We start from the raw sequence: 13,646 nt of genomic DNA on the forward strand, positions 1-13,646 counted from the left end.
CGCTAATATATAGCTAATCTTCTAATTCTTCTTTTAGGATACGCACAACTTCAATAATTGTCTCCTCCTCAAGATCCGTCCGTTTTACCAGATCGTCCACATCTTGATCCAATACGCTCCTTGCGGTATCCAATCCTATTTTCTTAAACTCATCGATAATCCATCCGTCGATTTCATCCGAGAATTCCGTCAATTCCACATCTTCCTCAACACCTTCCCTGAAAACATCTATTTCATAACCTGTTAGTTGACCTGCCAAACGTATATTATGACCTCCCCTACCTATAGCCTTGGACACCTCCTCTGGCTTTAAATATACCTGGGCCGTCATCTTTTCATCGTCCAATTTGACCGAGGAAACCCTGGCCGGACTCAGAGCCCTCGTGACCAACAGTTGGGGATTGGAGGTCCAATTGATTACGTCTATATTTTCATTGCCCAATTCCCTGACTATACCATGTATCCTAGAGCCCTTCATACCCACACAGGCACCAACCGGATCAATCCTATCATCATAAGAATCCACGGCTACTTTGGCCTTTTCACCAGGAATACGTACTGCTTTTTTAATTGTAATCAGTCCATCAAAAACCTCCGGTATTTCCTGAAAGAACAATTGCTCCAAGAAAATGGGAGAACTTCTAGACATGATTATGGTAGGTTTGGCTCCTTTCAATTCCACACTTTCAATAATGCCCCTAACATTATCCCCTTTCCTAAAAAAGTCAGATGGAATTTGCCTATCCTTTGGGAGGATAATTTCATTGCCTTCATCGTCCAACAAGATAACCGCCTTATGACGTATATGATGTACCTCGGCCGTGTAAATCTCACCTTCGAGGTCTTTGAACTGTTTGTAAATTGTGGTATTATCGTGCTCATGGATTTTGGCGATCAAATTTTGGCGTAATGCCAAAATAGCCCGTCTACCCAAATCAATCAATTTTACCTCTTCCGATACATCCTCGCCTACTTCGAAATCGGGCTCTATCTTTCGTGCCTCGGAAAGTGATATCTCTTCGTTAGGGTCCTCAACTTCACCATCTTCTACTACCACCCGATTACGCCAAATTTCCAAATCTCCCTTGTCCGGATTAATGATAATATCAAAATTATCGTCTGATCCAAATTTCTTTTTAAGGGCGTTCCTAAAAACATCCTCCAAAATTGCCATAAGCGTTACCCGGTCTATGAACTTGTCATCCTTAAACTCCGAGAAAGATTCAATTAACGCAATATTCTCCATTGGTAATTACAATTAAAATTTTAATATAACTTTTGCTTTTTTTATTTCCGAAAACGGTATTTCCTCCCTTTTCTGAACCGTAACTTTCCCCTTACCAATAGGTTTGGGCTCCCGAGCCTTCCACTCCAATACAATATATTCATCGTTGGTCTGGACAAGCTTGCCTTCATAAGATGAACCAAAGGTCTCAACCTCCAATTTTCTTCCTATATTCTTTTTATATTGTCTGGGCATGACCATCGGCGAAGTTGCTCCAGCCGAGGCAACTTCAAGAGAGAAGTCTTGTTCCTCCCTATCAAGATTATGCTCAATGGCCCTACTTATTTTGATACAGTCGTTGACCGTCACCCCATGATCTCCATCGATTACGACCTTTATTTTATTATCGGGGGAAACGGCAAAGTCAATCAAAAAGAGTGAGGAATCTTCTTCCAAACCCTTTTCTAACAATTCCCTTACTTTTTCCTTTAACATAAAAAACCAAGTAATAAAAGAGGGGACAAATTGTCCCCTCACGAATACTTTTATTCTTTCAGTGATGCAAATATACAACAATCTTTGTTGTTTGCAATACGTTGTCAGATTTCAAATAAATAATTTATCATCAAGCAGTTAAAAATAAAGGTCCAAACGTAAACAAAAACACTAAATTCCACCCAACATACCCGCGGTTTGGGATTTTTCCACTTGAACGTTCAAATCATTTATACTATCAACTTCCCTGCGAAACCTCAAAATCATCAAAGTATCCAACTGACTTTGAATGCTATCCCGCATCATCCTCCAATTGGCCGCATTCATTTTTTTATTGTATTCAGTGATTTTATCAAATCTTGAAAGATTATATCTATTAGCCTTCCAAGCATGCTGGGTACTTTTGCGGTGTTGTAAATCCTGAAGATAGATACCGGCACCAAAACCAATTAGCACAAACGCCAAGATGATTTTTAAACTTTTTGCGGTCAACTTCATATCATTGGTTTTAAGATTGGAACAAAGCTATGGGTTAGTAACAAACACTCAGTCTTTTTTCAAAATAATATTGATGCAAAACAATTGACAATGTACGAAATATCAACCAAAGGTCTTTACAACTTTTTTTGGTCTTGTAGACGATGCCTTCTGATAAATATCAGCAATAGCCCCATCAAAGGCGTCTTTTGAAAATGGCTTCGACAAGAAGTTGGAACAACCCAATTTCATTATATGTTTGGCAAATTCCTCTCTCGTGGAACTCGAAATAATTTGCAACTTTCTTCCAAACATGGCAACAAAGGAAAAACCGTCCAACATGGGCATTTCTATATCCGTCATTAAAACATTGGACTTTGAGGTTTGTAAATATATCCAGGCGTCCATAGGGTCATTGTACGTGGACACACTTGCAATAAAAGGGTTTGAACGTGCCAGTTTTTCCGCGATATTTAGCCAAATATTGGAATCGTCCACAATTACAAGGTGTATTTGCATACCAACTATTAAGATTTGAGACTGTGAACTTAATCCATCTGGAAAAACAAAATGATTTTTAAAGATGAACTGCCAAATTATATGTACCAATGGTCATTTCACCTGAAAAAGTTATAAGGCCTTAAAAATAGTCAAAAAAAAATCCCAACATCTTCGCATGTTGGGATTTCGAATTCTTAATTTATCAGTTGGCCCACTAGGACTCGAACCTAGAATGACGGTACCAAAAACCGGAGTGTTACCATTACACCATGGGCCAATACCTTTAAGAGCGTGCAAATTTAAAACAAAGTTTGGTTTGAGCAAACATTTTTTGAATCAAAAAAGTAAAAACACCTATTTCCTTGCCTGTTAAAGGTTTATAAAAATAATGGGTTGGTATCTATATAAATTAGTAAATTCGCCGGATAGCTTTAACCAAGGTTCCATGTTTTCAAAGAACTTCAAAAAATGGGACACCCTTCTCGGGTGGACCGTCTTTTTTATTGCCTTTATCACTTACTTTATTACAGTTGAGCCTACCAATAGTTTTTGGGATGCAGGTGAATACATCGCTACTTCGGCCAAGCTCCAAGTAGGACACCCACCAGGGGCACCGTTGTTACAAATGATTGGTGCTTTTTTTGCCATGTTCGCCTTAGAACCCAGCCAAGTCGCCATGATGGTCAATTTAGTTTCAGGTGTATCCAGTGCTTTTACTATACTGTTCATGTTTTGGACCATTACTAATTTAGTCCAAAAATTATTGGACAAGGATGAGCCCATGACCAATAGCAGGGCCATTGCCATATTGGGAAGTGGTCTTATAGGTTCCTTGGCCTTTACTTATTCCGATAGCTTCTGGTTCAATGCCGTGGAGACTGAGGTATATGCCTCCGCAAGTTTGATTATGGCCTTGTTGCTGTGGCTGGGACTCAAATGGACTGATAATTTGGAAGATCCCAGGGGCAACCGTTGGCTCGTGCTGATTTCCTTTGTGGTAGGCCTAACCTTTGGTGTCCAGTTTATGGGCTTCTTGGCAATTCCTTCCATTGGCCTGCTTTACTATTTTAAGACCTATAAAAAAACAACGGTTAAAAACTTCCTTTTGGCAAATATCATTGTGATTGCCATTTTGATGTTGGTCTATAAGTTTTCCCTAACCTATGTACTTATGTTATTTGGCTGGGGAGAGGTATTCTTTATAAATTCCATCGGTTTACCATTCAATTCGGGTTCCATAATTATTGGACTGTTCTTCATTGGTGCCTTTTATTTTGGCCTTAGCTACACTCGCAAGAACAACTATAAGGTCGCAAATACTATTGTGCTTTGCCTGATGTTCCTTTTTCTAGGGTTTTCGTCTTGGTTGATGCTCCCCATTCGTGCCAATGCACAGGTGGTCATCAACGAAAACAACCCAGAGGACGCCCGTGCCCTTTTGGCTTATTACAATAGGGAGCAGTATCCCGGTGTTGATAGCCCGGTCTACGGTTCATATTATTCCGATATGTTCGCTCCTGCGGGAGAGGACAGGGATGGAAAGCCTAAATATGAAAAGGATTACACCTTGGGAAAATATATCATTGTAAACAAATACAAAAATTCTGAACAAGGCCCCAATCCCGACCATCAGGGTTTATTGCCACGAATGTGGAGCTCACAGCATGCTTCCAATTACATGCAGTATTTTGGTCCGTTGGATTTTAAAATGACGGAATACAATGCGGACTTGGCCGAAGCCATCAATCAAGTGAAGACCGGATTTGAAAATGGCGAGATTGACGCAGACCAATATATCAGCTTCATAAAAAGATTCAGTGACTATATCGAAGTTCAGCCACCTTCCGTTTGGGACAACATTAAATACATGTTCGAGTTCCAGTTCAACTACATGTACATGCGCTATTTCATGTGGAACTTTGTGGGGAAACAAAATGACGTACAAGGACGCTATAACGAAAATGGAAACTGGTTGAGTGGTATCAATTTCATCGATAGTGCAAGATTGGGAAGTCAGGATAACCTTCCAAGTGACATTCTCAACAACCCTGGCAGGAATACCTATTTCTTTTTACCGCTGCTATTGGGAATCATTGGATTGGTATTTCAGGTTTCCAAAGACCCAAAGCAGTTCTGGGTGCTAATGATGTTTTTCCTTTTCACTGGGCTTGCCATTCAGTTTTACACCAATCCTTATATTTTTCAGCCTAGGGAACGTGATTACTCCCTAGTGGGCTCCTTTTATATTTTTGCCATTTGGATTGGGCTTGGCGTTTATGGCCTTTACGACGGATTCAAGGACTGGATTACACCAAAAATCCTGGCTCCCGTAGTTGTGGTGGCGTGTCTCCTAGCTGTACCCACGGTAATGGCCGTTCAGAACTGGGACGACCATGACCGCTCCAATAGGTTTACGGCAAATTCATCCGCCAAATCGTATTTGGATTCGTGCCAAGAGGATGCAGGGGCCATATTATTCACCATTGGTGATAATGACACCTTCCCATTATGGTATGCCCAAGAGATTGAAGGATATCGTACCGATGTCCGCATCGTATGTACCAGCTTGTTCGAAACAGATTGGTATGTAGACCAAATGAAGCGGAAGGCCTATGAAAGCGACCCCATACCTTCACAGATTGAACACGATAAATATCGGTTTGGATCGAGGGATGTACTCTACCATCAAGGTATTACGGAAAACAGATGGCCGATCAAGGATTTCATCAATTGGATCGACAGCGATAAACCAAGGACCAAACTAGGCTATCTTCTAGAGCAACAAGGGGCGGATATAAGCAATTATTCGGAAAACACCCAGAATATGGTGTATTACCCCACCAATAAAATCCGCGTACCCGTTAATAAAAAAAATGTTTTGGAAAGCGGTTTGGTAAAACCAAAGGATTCTGCACAAATAGTAGATTACATCGACATCAACCTACCAAGTGTCATTACCAAAAAAAGTATGATGATGCTGGACATCCTGGCCAACAATGACTGGAAGCGTCCGCTTTATTTCTCAGGTGGAAGTTTTGACGATGCGGAGTACCTCTGGATGAAGGACTATCTGCAATTGGACGGACTTGCCTATAAATTGGTACCCATTAGGACCGAAAGACCCAACTCCTTTGAAATGGGCCGCATTGATACCGACCTGATGTACGACATCGTTAAAAAATGGGATTGGGGAAATGCCGGGGGAGATATTTACCACGATACACAAACCCGAATCCAAAGTGTAAGTTACAGAGGAAACCTAGCACGCTTGATGGAAGCCTTGATAAAGGAGAACAAAATGGACAAGGCCAAGGAAATCATTGAAATGTCCCTCACCAATATGCCCGTGGAAGCCTTTGGATATTACTCTTTGGTAGAGCCGTTTGTAGACGGCTATTATAAAGTAGGGGAGACTTCAAAGGCCAGAGAATTATTTGGTGTCCTGAAGAAAACATATCAAGAACGATTGGAATATTACGCTTCCACCAGCTTGGATGAACAATATGGAAATATCGATAATATTATTGCCGATATGGAAGCTTATCGAAGAAACATCGATACGGTAATCGCCAATGATGAAAAGGATTTTGCCGAAAAAGAAACCTTGATCTTCAATGAGTACATTGATAAATTTCAGCACTTCTACAAAGATGAGGACAGCTTTGAAATGCCAGAAGGTGAATTTCAGGACAATCCGGATATGACAATAGACACCTTGCCAATGAGCGATACCATTAGCACGGATAACACCACCACAGATCTTCTACAGGACACCGTTGGTAATCCAATGGAATAGAGGATGGTAGATGATAAAATGAGGTAAGCGACTAAACGTATTCGTTCAATATTCCAATTAGGGTTTTGGCATCCTGCTCGCCGCTTTGGCGCCATACCATTTCACCTTTTTTATAAATCATAAGTGTAGGGAGACCTTTAACACGTAACGCCTGGGAAAGTTCCTTGTTCTTGTCCACGTCTATTTTAATAACCTTGCCCTTATCCCCTAAGGCAGCGGCCACATCGCGCATTACCTGATGCATGGAGGTGGATTGTTCGTTCCATTCAGCGTAGAAATCCAATAGAACGGGAACATTCAAGTCTATAAGTTCACCAAATTTAGACATAGAATAGGCTTTACGTTATTCGCCAAATGTAGTAAAAAATGTTAAAATACAACGCTAGCACTGGGTATTGTGTAGATTGGGACAAGTTAAAATCATGTTAAGGCCTTCTTTTTTAAGGTAATCACCGTTATCTCCGGCCATATTCCTACCCTTCCTGGATAGCCCAAAAAACCAAAGCCCCTATTAACGTTAATAAATTGACCCAATTCTTTATAAATGCCTGCCCAGTGGGGATACCGCCATTTTACAGGACTCCACTTTATCCAACCAGGTATTTCGATACCAAATTGCATCCCGTGCGTATGTCCGCTCAAGGTTAGGTGAAAATGCTTTTCATGATGTATAACCTCTTCCGACCAATGGGAGGGGTCATGGCTCATTAAAATGGTAAAATCATTGGGTTGCAACCCAGAAGCGGCCCTTTTAAGGTCTCCAGCCTTTTTAAAGCCACCCTTTCCCCAGTTTTCTACTCCCACCAGGGCTATACGGTCCTCCCCTTTTTGAAGGTACCTGTGTTCGTTGAGCAAAAGGTCAAAACCCATGTTTCGTTGCAGGTCCTTCAAATCCTCTAGATTCTGCCGTTTCAACGCTTCGGTTTCCCAGGCGATATAATCCCCGTAATCATGATTGCCCAACACGGAGAATTTACCGTCCTTTGCCTCCAACGTACTGAACAACCCGGCCCAAGGCAGCATTTCCTCTGTCTTGTTGTTCACCATATCCCCGGTAAAAAGCAATAGGTCACTTTTTTGCTTATTTATAAGACCTACGCCGTATTCTATTTTTTTTCGGTCATCAAAACTTCCACTATGGATATCGGATATTTGGGTGATTTGGTAACCATCAAAACTATCGGGCAAATCCTCAAATTCAAGGGTATATTTGAGCACTTTAAAATTATACTTTCCCTTGTACATACCATATAACAAAGCCCCAAAGGGCAAAGCGGCTATTCCCAATGCTATCACACTCAAAAACCTGCGCCTTTCCGGAAGGCTGAACTCCTTGGAGGCCCCAAAGAGTCTTTGGTAGGTCCCACTTAGAATCCTAAAAATATCTTCGGAAAACAAAAAAAGGATAATGACCAACTTAAAGGACAACATGGTCAGCAAAAAGCCAAAGGCATAACTTTTTGGCCTACTCAGTACACGACCTGCTTCCTCTCCTGCCGTAAATTGATAGATGAAATTAATCAATATAGCCAAGGAAACCACGAGGTAGAGTAGATAAACCCATGGTTGTCTAAACAAGGTTCGCAAGGCCTGGACTATATAAAAGCTCAAACCTAAGTATAACAACACAAAAATTATCCAACGTAGCATGCCATTCTTTTTTGCAAATATATTTTACAGGTAATTGGTAAGTGGTGCATTTGGTTTTTATTTAACCTTATCCACGAGGGCCTTTATGGTCTCAAAATTTGAAATCCCCAATTTGTCATCGTTTAGAAAGTATACGGAATTCATGGATATTTGTGGAGGGGACGCCAATGTTCGATGAAATTTTGTACCCGACAAATGTATGGCTTCAAAACCTTCCTCCAAGAATGACCGGACATTTGCATCATTGATACCAGAACCGGGCATGATCGTTATATGCGGAAAATGCCCCTTCAAGTCCTTCAATAAGGATAATCCTTCTATGGCCGATTTCCGTTGACCGGACGTAAGTAAATAATCTACTTTGAGGTCTTCCAGCTTTTTCAGCGTATCTTTTGGATCCTTCACCCAATCGAAGGCCCTGTGAAACGTAAACTTCATTCCCTTTGAGGCTTCAATCAAAGTAGTTGTCCTTTCCACATCCAATGTGAAATCTGTATGTAATACTCCAGAGACCACACCTTCCACACCTAGCTGACTGCATAAGGCAATATCCTTGAGCATTATATTGAATTCAGCTTCGGAATAGGAAAAATCACCGCTTCGAGGTCGGATCAGTACATGTACGGGTATGGAAATCCGCTCCTTGATGCTCTTCAACAATCCATAGGATGGTGTTATGCCCCCTACGGCCAACTCAGAACAAAGTTCAATTCTATCGGCCCCTGCCTTTTCCGCATTGATGGCAGATTCCAGCGAATTTGCACAAACTTCTACTAACATCTTCATATATTTAGTTGCTTAAAAGTAAAGAACCTGACCAATGCAACGAAGAAAGTTCCTGAAAAATTCCAGCGCCCTTACCGCCGGCATGTTGACAACCCCCATAATAGCTGCAACGGATACCTATACAAATAACCCAAAACCAAAGACCAACGTATCAAAAGCCACTATTCCAATAGCTATCTGCACCTGGGATTTTGGCAATGCCACGGCCAAGGCATGGGACGTATTAAAGCTTGGGGGAAGTGCCTTGGATGCCGTGCATCAAGGGGTCATGATCGAAGAAAACAATCTGGATAACCAAACGGTTGGAAATGGAGGCAGACCAGATCGGGACGGAAATGTTACGCTAGATGCCTGTATCATGGACAAAGATGCGAATTGCGGTGCGGTATTGGCCATTCAAAATATTGCCAACCCCATCTCTATAGCTAGAAAGGTCATGGAAGAAACCCCCCATGTCATATTGGTAGGGAAAGGTGCGGAAAAGTTTGCCTATGAACAAGGTTTTGAAAGGACCAACCTATTGACCGAAAAATCGAAAAAGGAATGGGAGGAATGGAAAAAAACATCCCAGTACAAACCCATCATCAATATTGAAAACCATGATACCATTGGCATGTTGGCCATTGATAAAAATGGAGATATTGCGGGAGCCTGTACCACCAGCGGTATGGCCTACAAAATGGCAGGACGCGTGGGCGATTCACCCATCATTGGTGCCGGACTCTTTGTAGACAACGAGGTTGGCGGGGCCACGGCCACGGGGGTTGGCGAAGAAGTGGTACGGACCGTGGGCAGTTTTTTGATCGTTGAGCTTATGCGCCAGGGCAAATCACCCCAAGAGGCCTGTGAGGAAGGTGTGAAACGCATCATTGCCAAGAACAAGGACAAGCAGGATTTCCAAATTGGGTTTATTGCCATCAATAAAAAGGGGGAAACCGGGGCCTATTGCATTCATCCAGGGTTTACGTATAGAACGTATACCAAGGAAGGTCATGTGAACAATCCATCGGGTAGTTATTTAAAATCGTAGGTTCGATAGCCCATACCTTGACCGCTTTAAAACAAACTTCGTACTTTTAACCTCACACCGATAATTTTCAAAAATGTCAGACCAAAAAAGACTGTTTTTACTGGATGCCTATGCATTGATATTCCGTGGATATTATGCCCTTATAAAAAATCCTCGAATCAATTCCAAGGGAATGGACACCAGTGCCATCATGGGTTTTATGAATTCCTTGTTCGATGTGATAAAGAGGGAAAAACCAGACCATTTGGCCGTTTGTTTTGACAAAGGCGGCAGTGCTGAAAGAACTGAACTTTTCCCCGAATATAAGGCCAATAGGGACGAAACGCCCGATGCCATACGCATTGCGATTCCCTATATCCAAGAAATTCTCAAGGCGATGCATATTCCGTCAGTTGTTCTTGAGGGCTGGGAAGCGGACGATATCATTGGCACCCTGTCAAAACAAGCGGAAAAAGAAGGGTATAAAGTTTTCATGGTAACTCCAGATAAGGATTTTGGGCAGCTGGTTTCCGAAAATATTTTTATGTACCGACCCGCACGTATGGGCAATGGAATCGAGATATGGGGAATCCCGGAGGTCCAAAAACGGTTTGGGGTAGAGCGGCCGGACCAGGTAATCGATTACCTGGGCATGATGGGCGATGCCAGTGACAATATTCCAGGCCTACCGGGAGTTGGGGACAAAACGGCCAAAAAATTTATTGAGCAGTTCGGGTCCTTGGAAGGTCTTTTGGAAAATGCGGACCAGCTTAAAGGAAAGATGAAGGAGAAAATCATTGAAAACGCAGAACTGGGTCGACTTTCAAAAAAACTGGCCACCATTTGTACGGATTGTGACGTTACCTTCAATGCCGAGGACTACGAGCTTTCCGTACCGGATAGTGAATCCGTTCAAAAAATATTCGAGGAATTGGAGTTTCGAAGGCTCAAGGAACAGTTCATAAAAATCTTTTCGGGGGAAGAAGAAATTACCGAAACCCAGGTGACCAGCACGGAAACAGGCCAAAAAATAGCTTCCTCCGCAGGTAGTGGCCAATTTTCCCTTTTTGGTGGTGATGGCGCTTCACCAGCTACGATCAAGGATACTTCCAGTAGAAATACCATTACCGATGTTCCCCATGTGTACCAGAGTGTGGCCCCTGGCATGGCCATGAAGTTGTTCCTACAGAATATAATGAAACAGGCTTCCGTTTGTTTTGATACGGAAACCACTTCCATCAATCCTTTGGAGGCAGAATTGGTGGGTATCGCCTTTTCCTGGGAGGCCACCAAGGGCTTTTATGTTCCGTTCCCCAAGGACCGGGACAAGGCCCAAGAACTCATCGAGGAATTACGCCCGTTTTTTGAATCGGAGAATATTGAAAAAATCGGCCAGAACCTAAAATATGACATTAAGGTACTGGACAAATACAACATTAAGGTACGAGGTAAACTTTTTGATACGATGTTGGCCCATTACCTCATCAATCCAGATATGCGCCACAATATGGACGTGCTTTCCGAAACCTATCTGAACTATACCCCCATTTCCATAACGGAGCTCATCGGCAAAAAGGGAAAAAATCAGCTTTCCATGCGGGAAGTACCTTTGGAAAAACAAACGGAATATGCCGTGGAGGATGCGGATATCACCTTTCAACTTTCCCAACATTTTAGACCGGAATTGGCGGAAGCCAAAACGGACGGGCTTTTCGCGGATATCGAAATACCTTTATTGAGGGTCTTGGCCGATATGGAACTGGAAGGCATCAATTTGGATATCGATTTTTTAAAGTCCCTCTCAAAGGATCTGGAGAACGATATCGCCAATCTGGAACAGCAAATTTATGAGTCCGCTGGGGAAGAATTTAATATCGGCTCACCAAAACAGCTTGGTGAAATCCTTTTCGATAAGATGAAGTTGGTAGACAAACCTAAGAAAACCAAGACAGGGCAATATTCCACGGCAGAGGACGTACTTTCCTATCTGGCCAAGGACCACGAAATCATTCGGAATGTTTTGGATTACAGGGGGCTCGCCAAACTGAAAAGTACCTATGTGGATGCCTTACCGGAACAGGTAGAAAAGTCAACGGGCAGGGTACATACCGACTATATGCAGACGGTTGCCGCCACCGGACGTTTGAGCAGTAACAACCCCAATCTACAGAATATTCCCATTAGAACGGAAAGGGGAAGACAGGTACGAAAGGCATTTGTGCCAAGAAACGAGGATTACATATTATTGGCAGCGGATTATTCGCAAATAGAATTGCGCATCATTGCAGCCTTGAGCGAGGAGGACACCATGATAGAAGCCTTTAAAAACGGGGAGGACATTCACGCCTCTACCGCCTCAAAGGTTTTTAACGTGCCTTTGGAAGAAGTAACTAGAGAACAAAGAAGCAATGCCAAGACCGTCAATTTTGGAATTATATACGGGGTTTCGGCCTTTGGTCTTAGCAATCAGACAGATCTATCGCGTTCAGAATCCAAAGATTTGATAGATACCTATTATAAAACCTACCCGAAGCTTAGAAACTATATAAGTGAACAGGTCGATTTTGCCCGCGAGCACGGATACGTACAAACCGTACTGGGCCGAAGACGCTACCTAAAGGACATCAACGGAAGCAATGCCGTTGTTCGTGGAGCTGCGGAAAGAAACGCGGTAAATGCCCCAATACAAGGAAGTGCTGCGGATATTATTAAAATAGCCATGATCAATATTCACAAGAAGTTAATCGAGGGCGCATACAAATCGAAAATGCTGCTTCAAGTACATGATGAATTGGTTTTTGACATTTACAAACCCGAATTGGAAACCCTAAAGCAAGTGATTAAATCCGAAATGGAGAACGCCTATGAATTGGCCGTTCCACTGGATGTGGAACTGGGCATGGGAGAAAACTGGCTGGTGGCGCATTAAAATTGGCACTTAATCAAATAAAAGGGCACCCACAAGGGTGCCCTTACTTTTCAGTTTTTACTTTTTAAAGAAAATCTTAATTCATACTATTGGCCCACTTATGGGTTGTCGTTCTGGATCTTTTAAAAATGTTTAAAAAGGGTTTGAAATAACTAGCTAAAGAAAAAGGTTCAAAATCGAAACGTAGAATCACTTTTTTGGATTCCCCTGCTTGAATAACCAATCCATTTTGGATATTAAAATCCATGTAAGGAAAACCATGAACCGCTTCCATATTCTTATCCTTATTGAAAAAATAATTTCCATTACCATTTAGATAAAATCGGAACGTTTTGTATTTGCCAGGTTGAAGATTTAAACCTTCTTTGGTTTTTAGATACAAACCAGTATGAAGCCCTTTCAGGTTCAAGGCCTTATTTCCATTGAAATTTGTCATAAAATGTTCTTTTCCGTTATCGTCCATAACGGATATTTTGGAAACGTTCAATATCATTTCAGAAACTCCTCTGTTCAAGGCCATGTCGTTCACAAGGGTCAAATCTGGTATGCTGTGCCCATTCGTGTACCAATAATCCATCATATCCAATGAATATGGAATTGATTGCCAAATTGTTGGGTATACTTTTCTTTGTTTCATAACTCCGTATATTAAAATTATACGGTACAAAATTGATGATCTTTTTTGCAGGCGAAAACAAGAATTTTGACCAATTTCTATGCTATTTTACCCTCAATAATTCATTTTCACAGCGTATTGCATCAATATAACATTATTTCA

The 13,646-nt window shown here is 41.9% G+C and carries 11 protein-coding genes and 1 tRNA gene; 3 read left to right on the top strand and 9 right to left on the bottom strand.

What is annotated here, in order from left to right; all coding sequences use genetic code 11:
• Window positions 1–13: 13 nt before the first annotated feature.
• From nusA to DZC72_RS02080, 5 genes are all read right to left on the bottom strand, one after another.
• On the bottom strand, window positions 14–1,246 hold the full coding sequence (gene nusA / locus DZC72_RS02060; protein WP_125221248.1) for a transcription termination factor NusA: 1,233 nt from the start codon (window positions 1,244–1,246) through the stop codon (window positions 14–16).
• A 12-nt stretch (window positions 1,247–1,258) separates the two neighbouring features.
• A complete protein-coding gene (gene rimP / locus DZC72_RS02065; RefSeq protein WP_125221249.1) occupies window positions 1,259–1,720 on the bottom strand; it encodes a ribosome assembly cofactor RimP in 462 nt (153 codons plus the stop codon).
• Window positions 1,721–1,891: 171 nt separating this feature from the next.
• Entirely contained in the window at window positions 1,892–2,218 is a 327-nt protein-coding gene (locus DZC72_RS02070; RefSeq protein WP_243641623.1) for a hypothetical protein, read from the bottom strand.
• Window positions 2,219–2,320: 102 nt separating this feature from the next.
• The gene (locus tag DZC72_RS02075) at window positions 2,321–2,716 is read right to left on the bottom strand and encodes a response regulator (protein WP_125221250.1); all 396 of its coding nucleotides are present in this window, start codon (window positions 2,714–2,716) and stop codon (window positions 2,321–2,323) included.
• Window positions 2,717–2,904: 188 nt separating this feature from the next.
• Window positions 2,905–2,975, bottom strand: a tRNA-Gln gene (locus tag DZC72_RS02080).
• A 168-nt stretch (window positions 2,976–3,143) separates the two neighbouring features.
• Here DZC72_RS02080 and DZC72_RS02085 point away from each other — a divergent pair.
• The gene (locus DZC72_RS02085) at window positions 3,144–6,494 is read left to right on the top strand and encodes a glycosyltransferase family 117 protein (protein WP_125221251.1); all 3,351 of its coding nucleotides are present in this window, start codon (window positions 3,144–3,146) and stop codon (window positions 6,492–6,494) included.
• 31 nt (window positions 6,495–6,525) lie between these two features.
• On the opposite strand, the gene DZC72_RS02090 is transcribed toward DZC72_RS02085, so the two are convergent.
• The 3 genes from DZC72_RS02090 to DZC72_RS02100 all read right to left on the bottom strand — a co-directional run bounded on the left by DZC72_RS02090 (window position 6,526) and on the right by DZC72_RS02100 (window position 8,924).
• Window positions 6,526–6,822: a thioredoxin family protein gene (locus DZC72_RS02090; RefSeq protein ID WP_099545861.1), complete on the bottom strand. Its 297-nt coding sequence runs from the start codon at window positions 6,820–6,822 to the stop codon at window positions 6,526–6,528.
• A gap of 92 nt (window positions 6,823–6,914) precedes the next feature.
• The gene (locus tag DZC72_RS02095) at window positions 6,915–8,144 is read right to left on the bottom strand and encodes a metallophosphoesterase (protein ID WP_125221252.1); all 1,230 of its coding nucleotides are present in this window, start codon (window positions 8,142–8,144) and stop codon (window positions 6,915–6,917) included.
• A 57-nt stretch (window positions 8,145–8,201) separates the two neighbouring features.
• A complete protein-coding gene (locus DZC72_RS02100; protein WP_125221253.1) occupies window positions 8,202–8,924 on the bottom strand; it encodes a copper homeostasis protein CutC in 723 nt (240 codons plus the stop codon).
• Between the two features lie 40 nt (window positions 8,925–8,964).
• On the opposite strand from DZC72_RS02100, the gene DZC72_RS02105 reads away from it, so the two are divergent.
• Both DZC72_RS02105 and polA read left to right on the top strand, forming a co-directional pair.
• Window positions 8,965–9,960: an isoaspartyl peptidase/L-asparaginase family protein gene (locus tag DZC72_RS02105; protein ID WP_125221254.1), complete on the top strand. Its 996-nt coding sequence runs from the start codon at window positions 8,965–8,967 to the stop codon at window positions 9,958–9,960.
• Window positions 9,961–10,033: 73 nt separating this feature from the next.
• Window positions 10,034–12,868: a DNA polymerase I gene (polA, locus tag DZC72_RS02110; protein ID WP_125221255.1), complete on the top strand. Its 2,835-nt coding sequence runs from the start codon at window positions 10,034–10,036 to the stop codon at window positions 12,866–12,868.
• Between the two features lie 76 nt (window positions 12,869–12,944).
• Here the strand turns inward: polA and DZC72_RS02115 are convergent, their stop codons facing one another.
• On the bottom strand, window positions 12,945–13,505 hold the full coding sequence (locus tag DZC72_RS02115) for a hypothetical protein (protein ID WP_125221256.1): 561 nt from the start codon (window positions 13,503–13,505) through the stop codon (window positions 12,945–12,947).
• Between the last annotated feature and the right edge of the window lie 141 nt (window positions 13,506–13,646).

The sequence above is a fragment of the Maribacter algicola genome, from assembly GCF_003933245.1.
Classification (GTDB): Bacteria; Bacteroidota; Bacteroidia; order Flavobacteriales; family Flavobacteriaceae; genus Maribacter; species Maribacter algicola.

Coding starts and splice junctions, on each gene's coding strand:
- DZC72_RS02100 (WP_125221253.1), bottom strand. CDS start 8,924: ATGTTAGTAGAAGTTTGTGCAAATTCGCTGGAATCTGCCATCAATGCG.
- rimP (WP_125221249.1), bottom strand. CDS start 1,720: ATGTTAAAGGAAAAAGTAAGGGAATTGTTAGAAAAGGGTTTGGAAGAA.
- polA (WP_125221255.1), top strand. CDS start 10,034: ATGTCAGACCAAAAAAGACTGTTTTTACTGGATGCCTATGCATTGATA.
- DZC72_RS02105 (WP_125221254.1), top strand. CDS start 8,965: ATGCAACGAAGAAAGTTCCTGAAAAATTCCAGCGCCCTTACCGCCGGC.
- DZC72_RS02085 (WP_125221251.1), top strand. CDS start 3,144: ATGTTTTCAAAGAACTTCAAAAAATGGGACACCCTTCTCGGGTGGACC.
- nusA (WP_125221248.1), bottom strand. CDS start 1,246: ATGGAGAATATTGCGTTAATTGAATCTTTCTCGGAGTTTAAGGATGAC.
- DZC72_RS02090 (WP_099545861.1), bottom strand. CDS start 6,822: ATGTCTAAATTTGGTGAACTTATAGACTTGAATGTTCCCGTTCTATTG.
- DZC72_RS02070 (WP_243641623.1), bottom strand. CDS start 2,218: ATGAAGTTGACCGCAAAAAGTTTAAAAATCATCTTGGCGTTTGTGCTA.
- DZC72_RS02095 (WP_125221252.1), bottom strand. CDS start 8,144: ATGCTACGTTGGATAATTTTTGTGTTGTTATACTTAGGTTTGAGCTTT.
- DZC72_RS02115 (WP_125221256.1), bottom strand. CDS start 13,505: ATGAAACAAAGAAAAGTATACCCAACAATTTGGCAATCAATTCCATAT.
- DZC72_RS02075 (WP_125221250.1), bottom strand. CDS start 2,716: ATGCAAATACACCTTGTAATTGTGGACGATTCCAATATTTGGCTAAAT.